This is a genomic window from Methyloligella solikamskensis (assembly GCF_042676065.1).
GTDB lineage: Bacteria > Pseudomonadota > Alphaproteobacteria > Rhizobiales > Methyloligellaceae > Methyloligella > Methyloligella solikamskensis.
In genome coordinates this window covers 1-15,716 of record NZ_JBHTJO010000001.1, presented here as the reverse complement: position 1 = coordinate 15,716, position 15,716 = coordinate 1, and the positions used below count along the sequence as shown (strand labels likewise).

Here is a 15,716-nt window from a genome sequence, read left to right as displayed (position 1 = left end):
CCATCGGTTAAGGGAGGAAAGCGTGGCGGACGGTACGAGCACCGCAAGAGCAGACGTAAAGACCGGCCACTGCCTTTGCGGCAGCGTGCGGTATGAGGTGCGGGGGACATTGCGCCCGGTGGTGAATTGCCACTGCGTCCAATGCCGCCAGACCCACGGCCACTTCATCGGCTACACCTCCGCGGAAAGAGAGGACCTCGTCCTGACCGAGGAGACTGGCCTCCGCTGGTATCGATCTTCGGAGAAAGCGCGCCGGGGCTTCTGCACGGTTTGCGGGGGGAGCCTGTTCTGGGACCCGGCGGAGGGCTCCTCCATCGCAATCGCCGCCGGCACCCTGGACCCACCGACCGGGCTGCAGACCGTGCGGCACATCTTCGTCGCCGAGAAAGGCGACTATTACGAGATCGAAGACGATCTTCCGCAGTTTCCCGGCACCATGCGCGGCAACCCCCTCTGAGCGCGCCATGTCCGTTTCCGGCCAGCCACCCTCTGAAATATGCACCGAAGCCGTGCGACAGGCCGATGCCCAGTCGAAGCCGGTCTATGTCTATCGGGAAGGCGAGGATTGGCGGATCGCATCGAAGCTAACCGACCTTCCGTCCGGCGCTCAGAGCTGGGAATTCCGCCCCACCTCCCATCGCTCCGAAACCGAGAATTTCGGCGGCTGCTGAAACGACGACTTGGCGCTCAACGCTTGGCGCGCGAAGCAAGCTCCGCTTCCGCGCGGGCCAAATCCTCCGGCCGGTCGATATCGATCAGCATGCCGGTAGGTGGCCTAAGGAGGGTAAGTCCCGGCGCTTGGGCGAGCAGCTTCCCTGCGCCGCGATCCCCGTCGAGCGCCTGCAGCGCTTCATAGGAAGAGCGGGGCAGCAGAGCCGGGGCTCCGGGTCGTCCGTCGTCTTGTATCGTTGCGGCAGGGGTTTCGGCGGAGGCGAGTTCGTTGAGAAACACCGGGTCGAGCAGCGGCATATCGGCGAGCAGTACGAGCATCGCATCCGCTTCCTGCGTCGCGGCTTCCTGCGCGGCAATCGCTAGCGAAGACCCGAGCCCTCTTCCAGGATCGGGGTTCTCCAGCCTCTCCCAGTCTGGCCACGCCTGGAGAAAGTCCGGCGGTGTCGGACCGACCACCACAACGCCGGGCGGGAGTCCCGCCGATGAGACCGCCTCCAGCACCCAGTGTCCGACGGGCCTGCCTGCCAGCGGCGCATCCAGTTTCGGCTTGCCGAAGCGGCTGGCGCGGCCCGCGGCAAGGATTGCGATGAAGGGCGAAGTTGTCATGTCGGGCTTTCGCTACGCGCCAGACCGCTACCGGCTGGACGCCGCCGCATTATAGCGCTCCACGACTTGAGCAAGCACGGACAGCGCCAGGGTCTGGGGATCCCGCGTCGAGGGGATAAGGCCGATCGGTCCAACCACCTTCTCCAGCATGGCCTCGTCGACACCGCGCGCCCGCAATTCCGCCAGCCGGTCCGCATGGGTGCGGCGGCTTCCCATGGCGCCGATGAGCAGCGCCGGATGGGGCAGCACCTGCTCCAGAATATCCAGCTCCCAACCGTGATCGTGGAACAGCATCACCACCGCGGTGTCCTGATCGATCGTGAACCCAGGCGGACTCTCTCGCGATATGAGGTGATGGGCCTGAGCGCCTGCCGCCTCCGCCGCCGCGATCAGCTCTTCTTCCGGAGTCGCGATGCAGAGATCCACCCCGAGCCCCGGCGCAAGCTGCAAGAGCGACCGGACCTCTGCCCCGCGCCCAAACACGCACAGCTTCAGCCGCGGCCGGTGGGAAGCAAAGAAGACGTCGCCGTGCCAGACGCTCCCGGCGCCGTTCTGCTCGACCAGCTCGAGACTTCCGTCCCGGCCCAGCGCCAGGGCCAGGGGGCGCCGGTCCTCATGACGGCGCAGCGCCTCGGCCAGCACCTGCGCAGAGGGCTGCGGCGTGAACAGGAGATCGATGCCGCCGCCGCAAGGTAGGCGGATATCCATGAAGGGCGAACCCCGGCCGAACCGGATCTCCTCCGCGCGTCCCGACTTCATGATGCGGACCGCCTCCGTGGCCACCGCCGCCTCCACGCAGCCGCCGGAGACCGAGCCGAAATAGGCGCTGCTCTCGGTCACCCCCATATGGGTGCCCGGCGCGCGCGGAGAGCTGCCGATCACGTCGGTGATCGTCACCAGCGCTGTGCGCTCGCCGTGCTCGGTGGCGTGGAGAAGAAAGCGCAAGAGATCGGAAAACGCGTTCATGAAGTCCTTTTTTGTCGGCGGCTGCGGGCCACGCGGGAAGAAAAATGACCGGCGCTGAAGTCGGGGGTTGTACCGCGTTTCAGGGACCGCTCTTCGGGCGTCGCGGGCCGCGGATTCAAGCCGAAAATATCGGTTGCAGGATATCGTCTTAGGTCGGTCTTGGAGCGCCGGATCCAAGCGCGACCTCGGGTCGCTCCCTTGTATTGCTACGGCCATCGAACCAAACTGCGGCCGGATGGTTTCACCTACCGCATTGAAATTCTTTCATTACATGCATGGGATCGGCTCATCCCATCAAGTCCCTAGGCCGGAGCGAGATCCATGAATCTACGACAGTCTTTCCCACTTTCCCGACGGAGCTTTCTCGCTGGCAGCGTGGCCTTCACCGCGCTCATGGCGACGCCGGGAGCGGCAAAGCAGATCACGAAGTCGACGAATATTCCGACACCGTCCCGCAGCGGCGTCAGTCTCAAGGTGAATGGCGAGACGCGCGACATCGATGTCGATACCCGCACCACCCTGCTGGATGCGCTCCGGGAGCATCTGAAGCTGACCGGCACCAAGAAGGGCTGCGATCACGGCCAATGCGGCGCCTGCACGGTTCTCGTCAACGGCGAGCGGATCAATTCCTGTCTCAGCTTCGCCGTCATGCATGAGGGCGACGAAGTCACCACCATCGAAGGCCTCGGCACGCCGGACGATCTGCATCCCATGCAGGCCGCCTTCATCAAGCATGACGGTTATCAGTGCGGCTACTGCACCCCCGGCCAGATCTGCTCCGCCGTCGCCACTCTGAAGGAGATCGAGGCCGGCGTCCCGAGCCACGTCACCGAGGATCTCATGGCCAAGCCCGGCTTCACCAACATGGAGATGCGCGAGCGCATGAGCGGCAATATCTGCCGCTGCGGTGCCTATTCCAACATCGCCGAGGCCATGGCTGAAGTTGCAGGAGTCCCCGCATGAAGACCTTCACCTACGAACGCGCCTCCACGCCACAGGATGCCGCCGTCGCGGCCATGGCGCGCAAGGAGGCCAAATTCATCGCCGGCGGCACCAATCTGATCGACCTGATGAAACTCGAGGTCGAGACGCCCGCCCACCTGATCGATGTGAACGGTCTCGGTCTCGACGAGATCACCGAGACGGAGGAGGGCGGTCTCAGGATCGGCGCCCTGGTCCGCAACACGGACCTCGCCGCCGACAAGCGCGTGATGCGCGACTATTCCGTACTCAGCCGCGCCCTCGTCGCGGGCGCCTCCGGTCAGCTTCGCAACAAGGCGACCACCGGCGGCAATCTGCTCCAGCGGACCCGCTGCCCTTACTTCTACGACACCAACATGCCGTGCAATAAGCGCGAGCCCGGATCGGGCTGCGCGGCCATCGGCGGCTACAGCCGTCAGCTTGGCATCGTCGGCGTGAGCGATAGCTGCATCGCCACTTATCCAGGTGACATGGCGATCGCCATGCGCGTCCTCGATGCGGTGGTGGAGACGATCGGCCCCGATGGCGAAACCCGCCAGATCCCGCTGGAAGAGTTTCATAAGCTGCCCGGCGATACGCCCGAGGACGAGAACGCCCTCAACCCCGGCGAGCTGATCACCGCGGTGATCCTGCCTCCGCCAGTGGGCGGCAAGCATTTCTATCACAAGGTCCGCGACCGGGCGTCCTACGCCTTCGCTCTGGTGTCTGTGGCCGCCATCATCCAGCCCGACGGCACCGGCCGGGTCGCCATCGGCGGCATCGCGCCCAAGCCCTGGCGGAAGCCGGAAGCCGATGCGGCGCTACCCGAAGGGGCTGCCGCGGTCGCCCGCGTGCTGACCGATGGCGCCAAGACCACCCGACACAATGCATTCAAGGTCCCGCTCGTCGAGCGCACGCTCGCATCGGTGATCGAGAAGGCCAAAAGCTAGGCTTAAGGAGCTAGGCTCATGCTGTTCGACACACCCGCATCTCGTAATCCGATCGACCGGCAGAAGGTGATCGGCAAGCCGACGGACCGGATCGACGGCCCGCTCAAGGTTACCGGTAATGCGCCGTACGCCTACGAGCGCCACGACGTGGTGCCGAACCAGGCCTATGGCTACATCCTGGGCTCGTCTATCGCCACGGGCCGCATCCGGTCCATGGATGTGAGCAAGGCCAAGCAAGCCCCGGGCGTTATCGACGTGGTGTCGACCCTCGATTACGAGCCTGCGCCTCTGGGCCCCCAAAACACGGCCAACCTCTTCGGTGGCGCCAAGATCGACCATTATCACCAGGCAATCGCTCTGGTGGTGGCGGAGACTTTCGAGGAGGCCCGCGCCGCCGCCAATCTCATCGAGGTCGATTACAAGCGGAACGACGGTACATTCGACCTAGAGGCCCAGGCCGACTCTGCGGACTATGCGAAAGGTCCCGAGGGCGAAGACCTGGTCGAGCGCCATGGCGATTTCGACAAAGCCTTCGAGAGTGCTGAGGTCACCACCGACGCCACCTATCGCACGCCCGCCGAAACCCACGCGATGATGGAGCCCCACGCGACCATCGCCAATTGGGACGGCGACAAGCTCACGGTCTGGACGTCCAACCAGATGATTCAGTGGGGCAAGCGCGACCTCGCCAACGCACTGAAGATCCCTCAGGAGAAAGTCCGCCTGGATTCCCCCTTCCTCGGTGGCGGTTTCGGCTCAAAGCTCTTCATCCGCTCCGACGTGGTGATCGCGGCCATCGGCGCACGCCAGTCCGGGCGGCCCGTGAAGGTGGCCCTGCAGCGTCCGCTCATCGCCAACAACACGACCCATCGTCCTGCAACGATCCAGCGCATCCGCCTCGGCGCATCCAAGGACGGTCGCCTGACGGCCATCGCCCATGAAAGCACCTCTGGCAACCTGCCGGGCGGCAAGCCGGAAGAGGCGGTCAATCAGACCAAGGTCTTCTATGCGGGCGCTCACCGTAAGGTCGCCCTGCGTCTGGCGGAGCTGAACATGCCGGAAGGCAACGCCATGCGTGCGCCGGGCGAAGCGCCCGGGCTCATGGCGCTCGAGATCGCCATGGACGAGATGGCCGAGAAGCTGGGTATGGATCCGGTCGAGTTCCGCATCGTGAACGACACCCAAGTCGATCCCATGGATCCCGACCGGCCGTTCTCACGGCGCAACTTCGTGGAGTGCTTGCGCCAGGGCGCGGAAGCCTTCGGCTGGGACAAGCGCAGCGCCACACCGGGCAAGACCGTCGACGGCGACTGGCTGGTCGGCATGGGCATGGCCGCGGGCTACCGAGGCAATATTTTGATGAAGTCCGCCGCCCGCGTGCGTCTCGGCAAGGACGGCGTCGTGAGCGTCGAGACCGACATGACCGATATCGGCACGGGCACCTACACCATCCTCGCCCAGACGGCGGCCGAGATGATGGGCCTGCCTCTTGAGAAGGTGAAGGTGACCCTGGGCGATTCTGATTTCCCGATCTCCGCCGGCTCCGGCGGCCAGTGGGGCGCCAACAACTCCACCGCCGGCGTCTATGCGGCTTGCGTGAAGCTGCGCGAGCAGGCGGCCGAGAAGGTCGGCCTCGATCCCCAGAAGGCGAACTTCACCAACGGCAGGATTCATCTGGGCAACAAGAGCGTGCCGCTCACCGAGGCGACCGCCGATGGCGAGCTCGTCGGTGAGGACGCCATCGAATACGCCGATGTCGACAAGAAGTATCAGCAGGCGACCTTCGCCAGCCACTTCGTCCAGATGTCGGTGAACCGCTTCACCGGCGTTCCGCGCATCGACCGGATGGTCGCCGTCTGCTCCGCTGGACGCATCCTCAATCCGAAAGCGGCCCGCAGCCAGGTGATCGGCGCTATGACCATGGGCGCCGGCGCGGCGCTGATGGAGCATCTCGCCGTGGACACCCGCTTCGGTTTCTTCGTGAACCACGATCTGGCGAATTACGAGGTGCCGGTCCACGCCGACATCCCGCATCAGGAGGTCACCTTCATCGATGATGTGGATCCGTACTCCTCGCCTATGAAGGCGAAGGGTGTCGGCGAGCTGGGGCTGTGCGGTGTGGGCGCTGCTATTGCCAACGCGATCTACAACGCGACAGGCATCCGCACCCGCGATTATCCCATTACCCTGGAGAACCATCTCGGCCGGCTGGCGTAGGCGACTCCAGACAAAAAAACTGGGCCCTCGATACGCGAAGAGCCCAGTTAGTCGGAGGGAGCCTGACTTTCAAACAAGCCAGCTAGAGAACGTTTTCGATCGAGACTTCCACGGCATGCAGGAAGGAACGCGCCGATGAGCGGGCGGTGAGCAGCGCGAACCCGTCCTCGCCGTCCCGCAGGACGATCGCCGCCATATGCTCCATCACCGTGCGGGCGCAGCGGTCAGCCGGGAAGGCGTCCTTGTGGAGATCGAGCGGGCAGATCCGCTCCAGAACCGAGACGACCTCGGTGCCCGCCACCCGCAGCGCGACCCAGACATCGGTCTGATCCGTCGTATAGGCGGCGTCGGAGAACTCTTTGGCGAGCCGCGCTTCAGCGTCCGGCCCGTCGTGATTGAACACCGCGAAGACCTGTCCCGGCGCCATGCCGAGGAATCGGATCTTGCCGTCTTTCGAGACGGTCACGCGTCCGGTTTCCGGCACGTCCGCACCGAAGCTCTTCTGGAACGCATCCGCCAAAGCCTTGTCGCCGCCGAGCGGCGTGGCGATGGAGACGATTGCGAGCCGGGTCAGCTCCTCGACGAGAAGCCCGTCCGTCTCGGCGCGATACCCGTCCAGCGCGGGCGTGGAATAGAGTGCAGTGTCAGACACGGAGACGCTCTCCTTCGGGATCGATGAAGTGAGGCGAGACAATCTCCACCTCGATGTCGACATTGGTCGCGGGGCTCACAGCGCGGACGATCTCGCCCATGCGGTCGCTGCCGCTCTTGATGAAGCCGAGGCCGATGGAATGGCCGAGGGACGGGGAGAAGGCGACCGACGTCATCCACCCCTCGTCATGGGCCATGTCGGCGGGCGACCCCTTGGACAGGAAGTGCCAGCCGGCCTTGAGCTGCTGACCGCGATCCACCGGGCGGAAGCCGACGAGCCGCAGGCCATCCTCGCGATTGAGCTCGGGCCGCTCGGAAAGCGTGTTGCCAATGCAGTCTTTCTTCTTGGAGATCATGCCGCCCATGCCGAGATTCTGGGCCGTGGTCGTGCCGGGCAGCTCTGCGCCCGCCGCATGGCCCTTCTCGATACGCATCACGCCCAGCGCTTCGGTGCCGTAAGGCGCCGCCCCGAATTCCTCGCCAGCCTTGATGAGCGCGCGGATCAGCGCATCGCCATAACGGGCCGGCACCGCAATCTCGTAGGCGAGCTCGCCGGAGAACGAGATGCGGAACAGACGCCCGGGCGTGCCGCCGCAGACCGTGATCTCCGAGCACGCCATGAAGGGGAAGCCTTCATTGGAAAGATCCGTGTCGGAATCGACGACCTTCTGGAGAAGCTTGCGCGAGTTCGGGCCGGCCACGGCAAACTGTGCCCAGCCGTCCGTGGTCGAGATCAGATGCACGTCCAGATCCGGCCACAGGCATTGGCGGCAGAACTCCAGATGGCGGAACACCGGCCCGGCATTCGCCGTCGTCGTGGTCATCACGTAATGCGTTTCGCCAAGCCGGGCGGTGGTCCCGTCATCCACGGCTATGCCGTCCTCGCGTAGCATCATGCCATAACGGGTCTTGCCCACCGCCAGCTTGGCGAAACCGTTGATGTAAACCCGGTTCAGGAACTCCGCGGCGTCGCGGCCCTGAATGTCGATCTTGCCGAGCGTGGTCACATCGCAGATGCCAACCGAGTTGCGCGTGGTCTCGACCTCACGGTCGACCGTCTCGCGCCAGCTCTTGTCGCCGGGTTTCGGGAAATACTGGGCCCGCATCCACATGCCGACCTCCACGAAGGAGGCGCCTTGCTCCTCGGCCCAGCTATGGCTCGGCGTCAGGCGGTAGGGACGGAACTCCTTGCCCCGCGCACGCCCCGCAAGCGCGCCAATCGGCACAGGCGTATAGGGCGGGCGGAAGATGGTCGTGCCGGCTTCGGGAATGCTGATGCCCCGCTGGTCGGCCATGATCGCGAGGCCGACCACATTGGCCGTCTTGCCCTGATCGGTCGCCATGCCGAGCGTGGTGTAACGCTTCAGATGCTCGACGGACTGGAAGCCTTCCTGATGGGCCAGCTTCACGTCCTTGACCGTGACGTCGTTCTGCTGATCGACCCAGGCGCGCGACGTGCTTTCCTTCACGTAGAAGAAGGGCGTCACCGCGATCTGCTCGTCGTCGGATTTGGGCGCGGCCTGCGGGCCCGTCTTGAAGCCGAGATCCTTCAGGGCCGCGTTGGCCTGGGCCAGCCCTTCGGTCAGGGCCGACTGAAGCGAAAGCCCGCCATTGGCGGCGCCCGCCACGCTCATGCCGACGGGCATCCCCTGGTCCGGCACGAAGGCAGCGATATCCTCCCGCCAGGCGGGGCGGCCGCGCTGATGGCAGGTGAGCTGCAGATTGGGGCTCCAGCCGCCGGAGACCGCGAGGCAATCGACCGGGATCTCGCGCCCGCCCGCCAGCGCGATCTGGGTGATGCCTTTCCGGCCATAGGTGCCGGCGACCGCATCGCCCATGAAGATCTGCGCGTTCGGAATCTGATAGGGCGCGGTCCCGGTTCGCGGGTCGATCACCGCCGCGATCTCGATGCCCTTGGAGGCCAGATCCGAAGCTGTCCGCCACCCGTCGTCATTGGTGGTGAAGATGGCGATCCGCTTGCCCGGCGCCGCGGCCCAGCGGTTCACGTAGGAGCGCACCGCGCTCGCCAGCATGATTCCCGGCCGGTCGTTGTCGCCGAAAGCGATGGGACGCTCGATAGCGCCGGCGCACAGGATCGCGCGCTTGGAATAGATGCGCCACAGGATCTGCCGCGGCTTGCCGCCATTCTCAGGCAGATGGTCGCCGGCACGTTCCAGCGCGCCGTAGATGCCGTGATCGTAGGATCCGTAGACGGTCGTGCGCGGCATCACCCGCACATTGTCCATCTCCGAAAGCTCGCGGACGATCTCTTTCGCCCACTCGGCACCGGGCTGTCCGTCGATCTCGTAGGTCTCGGAGTTCAGCCTGCCGCCGAGGCGGAAATCTTCATCGGCCAGGATGACCCGCGCGCCAGAAAGTGCCGCGGTCTTGGCCGCCATCAGCCCTGCAGGACCGGCGCCGATCACCAGCACGTCGCAATGGAGAAAACCCTTGTCGTAGGTCGAGGGGTCCGGCTCGCCGGAAAGCGCGCCAAGGCCCGCGGAGTTCCGGATCAGCGGCTCGTAGACCTTCTCCCAGAAGGAGCGAGGCCACATGAATGTCTTGTAGTAGAAGCCGGCCGACAGGAACGGCGACAGGAAGTCGTTCACCGCCATCACGTCGAAGCCGAGCGGTCCGCGATGGTTCTGGCTCTTTGCGGCAAGCCCGTCATAGAGCTCCGCCACCGTAGCGCGGGTGTTGGGCTCCGTCCACGCGCCCTCTCCTATGGTGAGCAGCGCATTCGGCTCTTCGGAGCCCGCTGTCAGAATGCCCCGCGGCCGGTGATACTTGAACGACCGGCCGACAAGCTTCACGCCGTTGGCCACCAGAGCCGAGGCGACCGTGTCGCCTTCGAAGCCCTGATAGCGGGTGCCGTTGAAGGTGAAGCCCAGGGTCCGGCCGCGATCGACGAGGCCGCCGGAAAGACGATTGGACTGACGCGAACCGTTCTCGCTCATTTGCTCCGTCCGAGCGCACGGGCGACATCCCGGGCAAGCTCGACCTTCGTGATTTCGTGGGTGAGGGTGTTGCGCGTCACGACCAGCCAGGAGCGGTCGCCCTGCTCGTGAAACCACAGCTCGCGATGCTCGCCCGCCGGGTTGTCGCGCAGATAGAGATAGTCGTGGAACGCATCCTGTGCATTCTCGGCTTCCCAGTCCGGACGCTCGATCAGGCAGGCGTCACCGAGATAGACAAACTCTGCCGAGTCGCGCGGGCCGAGAAGAGGGTGGTCGATGATCATGGTCGGATCTGCCTGGTTCCGTACTGACTAGTGGAGGTTCGGTTGGGCGCCCATGCCCTTCTCGTCGATCATCGCGCCGCGCCGGAAGCGGTCGAGCCGGTAGGCCGTGGCCACCTCGTGAGGCTCGTCCTTGGCGATGAGATGCGCGTAGCAGAAGCCGGAAGCCGGCGTGGCTTTGAAGCCGCCGTAGCACCAGCCGCCATTGAAATAGAGCCCGTCCACCGGCGTGTGGTCGATGAAGGGAGAGCCGTCCATGGACATGTCCATGATGCCGCCCCAGCTCCGCAGCAGGCGGGCGCGGCCGATCATCGGCATGATCGCCATGCCGCCCTCGCAGACATCCTCCACCACGGGAAGACCGCCGCGCTGGGCATAGGTGTTGTAGCCGTCGAGATCGCCGCCGAAGACCAGGCCGCCCTTGTCGGACTGACTGACGTAGAAATGGCCGGCGCCGAAGGTCACCACGCCGGGCACGATGGGCTTCAGACCCTCGCTCACGAAGGCCTGCAGCACATGGCTCTCGATGGGCAGCCGGATGCCGGCCTTCTCCATCACGCGGCTCGAGGAGCCGGCCACGCAGACCGCCACCTTCTTCGCCTTGATGGGGCCGCGGCTCGTCTCGACCCCTGAGCAGACGCCGTTCTTGATCTGGAAGCCCGTGACCTCGCAGTTCTGGATGATGTCGACGCCGCGCTCGTCTGCGCCGCGGGCATAGCCCCAGGCCACCGCATCATGACGCACCGTGCCGCCGCGCGGCTGCATGATGCCGCCCTTGATGGGGAAACGGGCGTTCTCGTAATCGAGGAAGGGGCAGATCTTCTGCAGCTCTTCCTTGTTCAGCATGACCGAGTCGGCGCCTGCCATGCGCATGGCGTTAGCGCGACGCAAGTAGGCCGCCTGCTGTCCGTCATTATGGTAGAGATTGATGATCCCCCGCTGGGAGACCATGGCGTTGTAGTTCAGGTCCTGCTCCAGCCCTTCCCAGAGCTTCATGGAGAACTCGTAGAAGGGCTCGTTGCCTTCGAGCAGGTAGTTGGAGCGGATGATCGTCGTGTTGCGGCCGATATTGCCGGAGCCCAGCCACCCCTTTTCCAGCACCGCCACATTGGTGATGCCGAATTCCTTGGCGAGGTAGTAGGCGGTGGCCAGACCGTGGCCGCCGGCGCCGACGATCACTACGTCGTATTCCTTGCGGGGCTCCGGGTCGCGCCATTGGCGCGTCCAACCCTTGTTGCCCTTCAGGCCTTCGCTGAGGATCTTGAAAGCTGAGTACCGCATGGACTGCAAACGCTCCGTCTGGTTCGAACCAAACGCTAGAATCGGATGCGACGAATTGACTTTTCTAAAGTCGACGGATATTTGCAGGAAATGGACAGCGCCGACGGAAAGGGAAATCGCGAACCGGATAGGGAGAGCGACGCCTACCGAATCTGCTTTCTGCTGATCGATGGCTTCGCCCTGATGTCCTACGCGGCCGCCGTAGAGCCGCTCCGGGCGGCCAACCTGCTCGCCGGCCGGCGGGTCTACGAGATCAGCCATGCCGCGCCCGCAGGCGCCTTCGCCACCAGCTCAAGCGGTGCCCGTATCGAAGCGGATGCGGAAATCGGCGTCGACTTTGATTTCGATCTGGTGCTGGTCGTGGCGGGCGGCGATCCCGTGAGTTTCGAAGACGAGCACAGCTTCAGCTGGCTGCGCTCCCTGGGCCGACACGGCGTACGTCTCGGCGGCGTGTCCGGCGGACCAGTCATCCTGGCGCTTGCAGGCGTCATGGCCGGCCGCCGCATGACCGTGCACTGGGAGCATGCCGGAGCGCTGGCCGAGATCTATCCCGAGCTTCTGATCGAGCGCACCCTTTATGTGGTCGATCGCGACCGCATCACCTCGGCCGGCGGTACTGCGCCGCTGGACCTGATGTACGCGCTCCTAGCCGAGCGCCAGGGGCCCGATTTCGCACGCGCGATTTCGGATTGGTTCATGCATACGGAGGTGCGCCCGTCCGGCGGCCCCCAGCGGTCCGGATTGGTGGAACGTCACGGCACGACCGAGGCGGCCGTCATCCAGGCCATCGAGGCCATGGAGAACCATGTGGCCGACCCGTTGCGCCTGGCGCAGCTCGCAACCCTTGCCGGCACCAGCCCGCGGCAGCTCAATCGTCTTTTCAGGGAAAGGCTGGGGCGCAGCACCATGGCCTTCTACCGGCGCCTGCGCCTTGATGTTGCGCGCAATTTCCTGCAGCAATCCACCTTGCCGCTGACCGATATCGCCCTCGCCACGGGCTTCGCCAACTCGGCGCATTTCTCGTCCGCGTTTCGCACCGAGTTCGGCACGAGCCCGTCTGCGTTTCGAAAACCGAAGAAACCGGAGGAGGGCGAACCTACGCCGCCGCGGACCGCATCAGGGACAGCCGCGCCGTCTCCAGATGCTCCTTCATCAGATTCGCCGCCCGCTCCGGCTCGCGAGCCATGATGGCTTCCAGGATCGCCCGGTGCTGCCGGTTATATTCCTTGATCATGTTCTCGCTCAGCGTGATCTCGCGCATCATCGACCACTCCCGCTGATGCCGCACGGAGTTGATCTGACCCACAAACCAGATCAGCAGCGAATTGCCGGTGCTTTCCGCCAGCCTTGTATGGAAAGCCGTATCCGCCGCCGCGAACGCGGTCGGATCGTTCTCGCTCGCTTCCATCTTTTCTAGGAGCGAGCCCGCAAAGGCGAGATCCTTGGGCCGGGCATGGAGCACCGCCAGCCGGCAGATATGAGGCTCCACCGCAAAGCGCGTATCCATCAGCTCCAGCGGACGCGCGTTCTCGATGATGTCGTTTGAAGGCTCCGGCGGCTCGAAGATCACATAGGCGCCGCTGCCCCGCCTGATCTCCACCAACCCCTCATCCACCAGCTGGCGCAGCGCCTCCCGGACGGTTCCGCGCGCGACCCCGAACTGATCCGCCATCTTGCGCTCCGAAAGCAGCCTTTCATGGGAGGCGAGACGGCCCTCCTTGATGTCGCGCCGGAGCACCGCGGCGAGGTCCGCAGAGCCCGAATAAGTCTCCAAGGGGCGGGTCGGATCGGAGGAAAAATCGTTTTCTGTCTGAGCCAAAGTGAATTCCATTTGTGGACCAATACCACGGGGGATCGAGCCTAGCCCGATTAGTGTCAAGTTGTCGCATACCAATCGATTCATAGCCAGAAGCTATCAGCCGATAGGGAAAACTATAGTACCAATATAGAACCAAAACAAGCCTTAAACTACTCCTTCCGCAGTAAGTGGACCAAAACTGCTTGATTTTTGGATCATATGCGGACAGGATCATCTTCATTGTTGCGGTTTATTCAACGGCGGTGCCAGAGCGGGACAAGCGCCAGACCGACCGTTGAAACGGCCAAATGGGGAGGATCCAAGTGTCGTTTCCTGAGCATGCGGAGTTCGTAATTATCGGCGCCGGCATTCACGGCCTTTCAGCCGCGTGGCGGCTTGCCGAACGCTTGCAAGAGAAGGGCGAAAGCGTGGAGGGCCGCATCGTGGTTCTCGACAAGGCCGGCATCGGCGCCGGCGCCTCGGGCATCGCCTGCGGCGTGGTGCGCAACAACTACTTCCAGCCGGCCATGCGCAATCTCATGGCCCATTCCGTCGATGTCTGGGAAAGCGACCCCAAAGCCTTCAGCTACCACCCGGTCGGCTACATGCAGATCTCCTGCGAGGCCATGCACGAGGACGTCGCGCAGATCCATCGGGAGCAGCAGGCCATCGGCTATGAGAGCGTCTTCATCGAAGGAGAGAAGGACTCCGCCAACTACATGCGCGGGTTCTTCGACGACTGGCAGGCGCAAGGCATCACCTCCGTGCTCCACGAGAAGCGCGGCGGCTACGCCAACAACACAAAATCCATGTACGGCCTGGCCAAGAAGGCCGAGGATCTCGGCGTCCGGATCATCACCGGCACCGAAGTGCTGGAGCTGATCACCGAGAGCGGCTCGCCCGCGGTACGCGCCGTGAAGACGAACCGCGGCACCATCGGCTGCGATCAGCTCATCGTCGGCGCCGGCCCATGGGTCCGAGACTTCTGGAACATGCTCGGCCTGCCGACCAAGATCCGGGTCAAGAGCCCCGACGGCCAGGTCGCCGAAGGCGTCGATATGTGGCGCTTCTGGCAGCTGGAGGAGGGCGTCCTCAAGGTCGATCCCGACACCCTGCTGACCAATGACGGCAAGATCCCGCCGGTCATCCACGTCGACACCGACGCGCCGCTGATGTCCGACGTCGACGGCAGCATGATCACCGACAAGATGTGGGGCATCTACTACAAGCCCGACTGGCATTTCGGCGGTGTTCAGGGTGGTGCGGCGCCCTACAAGGTGCCCACCCCGGCGGAAGAGGTCGCCATCGACCCCTACGGTCCGGCGAGCCCGGAATTCGTTTCCAGCCCCGACTTCGCGCACATGTGGGTCTCGGCGCTGGCCCACTGCCACAAGCGCTTCCAGGGCTCCATGCCCCGTTATCACCGGGAGCCATCCGGCGGCATCGGCTGCTTCACGCCGGACTCGTTCCCGGTCTTCGACCGCTTCAACGAGAACGCCACCGTCATCGCCGACAGCAACCACGGCTACAAGATGCTCGGCGTCGGACGGCTCGTGGCCGACGAGGTCATGGGCGACGAGCAGGACCTGCTGAAGCCGTTCCGCTTCGACCGCTTCGAGAAGGGCGAGCTGCACCCGACATCTCACAGCCCGTTCCCCTGGAGCTGACGCCGACGGAAGCGCCGAAGACAAGTCAATGAAAGAAGGCGGTGCTCCTTCAGGGGTCCGCCGGACCATAAAGGGAGGAACCCGTGTCAAAGACGGACATTGAGAATTTTGTAGACGCCCCCGGCCGCGCTGAGCTGGTGAAAGAGGTTCGCCGGCAGATCGACGAGCTTGGGATCGAGTATCTCTATCTGCAGTTCCCGTCGATCACGGGCCGGATCTGCGGCAAGGGCATCCCGGCCGACCATTGGGAGTCCATCGCCAAGAAGGGCTTCCAGCTCGTCTATGGCGCCACGGTCAATCTGTTCACGAACCGCAACGGCGACTATTTCGGCTACGGCCCCGAGGCCGCCGAGCTGGTCGGCATCCCCGAGCCCGACACCTTCTGCCAGCTCCCCTGGGACAAGCGCGTCGGCCGCTTTTACTGCACGCTGTTCCGCAACCGCGAGGAGCGTGAGGATCCGGGTGCCTTCCTCACCGCCGATTCACGCGGCAATCTCCGCCGCCTCCACGAGACCTTCCAGGAGAAGCACGGCCTGCATCTGCGCTGCGGCACCGAGCCGGAGATGATGTGGCTGAAGAAGGATGAGAACGGCCAGCCCAACGGCGGCTACTCCAACCCCTACTGCTATCACATCGACCAGTTCGAGAGCCTGCGCCCGGTCTACATGAAGGTGATCGAGTACTCCCGCGCCATGGGCCTCGACATCATC

At 64.5% G+C, this 15,716-nt stretch carries 15 protein-coding genes; 8 read left to right on the top strand and 7 right to left on the bottom strand.

The features are described from left to right. Positions 1-22 precede the first annotated feature (22 nt). Both ACFQ2F_RS00075 and ACFQ2F_RS00070 read left to right on the top strand, forming a co-directional pair. Positions 23-457, top strand: a complete 435-nt coding sequence (locus tag ACFQ2F_RS00075; RefSeq protein ID WP_379083891.1) for a GFA family protein — start codon at positions 23-25, stop codon at positions 455-457. Positions 458-464: 7 nt separating this feature from the next. Next, positions 465-671, top strand: a complete 207-nt coding sequence (locus ACFQ2F_RS00070) for a hypothetical protein (protein ID WP_379083888.1) — start codon at positions 465-467, stop codon at positions 669-671. 16 nt (positions 672-687) lie between these two features. Here the strand turns inward: ACFQ2F_RS00070 and ACFQ2F_RS00065 are convergent, their stop codons facing one another. After that, positions 688-1,278, bottom strand: a complete 591-nt coding sequence (locus ACFQ2F_RS00065; RefSeq protein ID WP_379083885.1) for a nucleotidyltransferase family protein — start codon at positions 1,276-1,278, stop codon at positions 688-690. 27 nt (positions 1,279-1,305) lie between these two features. Beyond that, positions 1,306-2,244, bottom strand: a complete 939-nt coding sequence (locus tag ACFQ2F_RS00060; RefSeq protein ID WP_379083882.1) for an XdhC family protein — start codon at positions 2,242-2,244, stop codon at positions 1,306-1,308. A gap of 321 nt (positions 2,245-2,565) precedes the next feature. On the opposite strand from ACFQ2F_RS00060, the gene paoA reads away from it, so the two are divergent. From paoA to paoC, 3 genes are read left to right on the top strand one after another with little or no spacing between them, the layout of a single operon-like run. Further along, positions 2,566-3,207 (top strand): aldehyde dehydrogenase iron-sulfur subunit PaoA, encoded by a 642-nt coding sequence (gene paoA / locus ACFQ2F_RS00055; RefSeq protein ID WP_379083880.1) that lies wholly within the window; start codon positions 2,566-2,568, stop codon positions 3,205-3,207. After that, positions 3,204-4,154 carry an FAD binding domain-containing protein gene (locus ACFQ2F_RS00050; protein ID WP_379083878.1) on the top strand — a complete coding sequence of 317 codons (951 nt, stop codon included), beginning with the start codon at positions 3,204-3,206 and terminating at the stop codon, positions 4,152-4,154. The genes paoA and ACFQ2F_RS00050 overlap by 4 nt, the downstream gene beginning before the upstream one ends. Positions 4,155-4,172: 18 nt before the next feature. Next, positions 4,173-6,371: an aldehyde oxidoreductase molybdenum-binding subunit PaoC gene (paoC, locus tag ACFQ2F_RS00045; protein WP_379083876.1), complete on the top strand. Its 2,199-nt coding sequence runs from the start codon at positions 4,173-4,175 to the stop codon at positions 6,369-6,371. 82 nt (positions 6,372-6,453) lie between these two features. Here the strand turns inward: paoC and ACFQ2F_RS00040 are convergent, their stop codons facing one another. From ACFQ2F_RS00040 to ACFQ2F_RS00025, 4 genes are read right to left on the bottom strand one after another with little or no spacing between them, the layout of a single operon-like run. Next, the gene (locus ACFQ2F_RS00040) at positions 6,454-7,023 is read right to left on the bottom strand and encodes a sarcosine oxidase subunit gamma (protein WP_379083874.1); all 570 of its coding nucleotides are present in this window, start codon (positions 7,021-7,023) and stop codon (positions 6,454-6,456) included. Next, positions 7,016-9,979: a sarcosine oxidase subunit alpha family protein gene (locus ACFQ2F_RS00035; protein WP_379083872.1), complete on the bottom strand. Its 2,964-nt coding sequence runs from the start codon at positions 9,977-9,979 to the stop codon at positions 7,016-7,018. Before ACFQ2F_RS00035 ends, ACFQ2F_RS00040 begins: the two co-directional genes overlap by 8 nt. Continuing rightward, positions 9,976-10,263, bottom strand: coding sequence for a sarcosine oxidase subunit delta (locus tag ACFQ2F_RS00030; protein WP_379083870.1), 288 nt, complete (start codon positions 10,261-10,263; stop codon positions 9,976-9,978). The genes ACFQ2F_RS00035 and ACFQ2F_RS00030 overlap by 4 nt, the downstream gene beginning before the upstream one ends. Before the next feature lie 27 nt (positions 10,264-10,290). Then, on the bottom strand, positions 10,291-11,541 hold the full coding sequence (locus ACFQ2F_RS00025; RefSeq protein ID WP_379083868.1) for a sarcosine oxidase subunit beta family protein: 1,251 nt from the start codon (positions 11,539-11,541) through the stop codon (positions 10,291-10,293). 90 nt (positions 11,542-11,631) lie between these two features. On the opposite strand from ACFQ2F_RS00025, the gene ACFQ2F_RS00020 reads away from it, so the two are divergent. Next, complete coding sequence (locus tag ACFQ2F_RS00020) at positions 11,632-12,729, top strand: GlxA family transcriptional regulator (protein WP_379083866.1); 1,098 nt, start codon at positions 11,632-11,634, stop codon at positions 12,727-12,729. Here ACFQ2F_RS00020 and ACFQ2F_RS00015 read toward each other — a convergent pair. Next, positions 12,638-13,360 (bottom strand): FadR/GntR family transcriptional regulator, encoded by a 723-nt coding sequence (locus tag ACFQ2F_RS00015; RefSeq protein ID WP_379083864.1) that lies wholly within the window; start codon positions 13,358-13,360, stop codon positions 12,638-12,640. The genes ACFQ2F_RS00020 and ACFQ2F_RS00015 overlap by 92 nt on opposite strands. A 302-nt stretch (positions 13,361-13,662) precedes the next feature. On the opposite strand from ACFQ2F_RS00015, the gene ACFQ2F_RS00010 reads away from it, so the two are divergent. After that, positions 13,663-15,006, top strand: a complete 1,344-nt coding sequence (locus ACFQ2F_RS00010) for an NAD(P)/FAD-dependent oxidoreductase (protein WP_379083862.1) — start codon at positions 13,663-13,665, stop codon at positions 15,004-15,006. An 83-nt stretch (positions 15,007-15,089) separates the two neighbouring features. Next, positions 15,090-15,716, top strand: a 627-nt coding sequence (locus ACFQ2F_RS00005) for a hypothetical protein (protein WP_449288914.1), incomplete at its 3' end; no start/stop codon positions are given.

What these genes read in the sequence shown, in the direction of transcription:
- ACFQ2F_RS00070 (WP_379083888.1), top strand. Translation starts at nt 465, where the DNA reads ATGTCCGTTTCCGGCCAGCCACCCTCTGAAATATGCACCGAAGCCGTG.
- ACFQ2F_RS00065 (WP_379083885.1), bottom strand. Translation starts at nt 1,278, where the DNA reads ATGACAACTTCGCCCTTCATCGCAATCCTTGCCGCGGGCCGCGCCAGC.
- ACFQ2F_RS00060 (WP_379083882.1), bottom strand. Translation starts at nt 2,244, where the DNA reads ATGAACGCGTTTTCCGATCTCTTGCGCTTTCTTCTCCACGCCACCGAG.
- paoA (WP_379083880.1), top strand. Translation starts at nt 2,566, where the DNA reads ATGAATCTACGACAGTCTTTCCCACTTTCCCGACGGAGCTTTCTCGCT.
- ACFQ2F_RS00050 (WP_379083878.1), top strand. Translation starts at nt 3,204, where the DNA reads ATGAAGACCTTCACCTACGAACGCGCCTCCACGCCACAGGATGCCGCC.
- paoC (WP_379083876.1), top strand. Translation starts at nt 4,173, where the DNA reads ATGCTGTTCGACACACCCGCATCTCGTAATCCGATCGACCGGCAGAAG.
- ACFQ2F_RS00035 (WP_379083872.1), bottom strand. Translation starts at nt 9,979, where the DNA reads ATGAGCGAGAACGGTTCGCGTCAGTCCAATCGTCTTTCCGGCGGCCTC.
- ACFQ2F_RS00030 (WP_379083870.1), bottom strand. Translation starts at nt 10,263, where the DNA reads ATGATCATCGACCACCCTCTTCTCGGCCCGCGCGACTCGGCAGAGTTT.
- ACFQ2F_RS00025 (WP_379083868.1), bottom strand. Translation starts at nt 11,541, where the DNA reads ATGCGGTACTCAGCTTTCAAGATCCTCAGCGAAGGCCTGAAGGGCAAC.
- ACFQ2F_RS00020 (WP_379083866.1), top strand. Translation starts at nt 11,632, where the DNA reads ATGGACAGCGCCGACGGAAAGGGAAATCGCGAACCGGATAGGGAGAGC.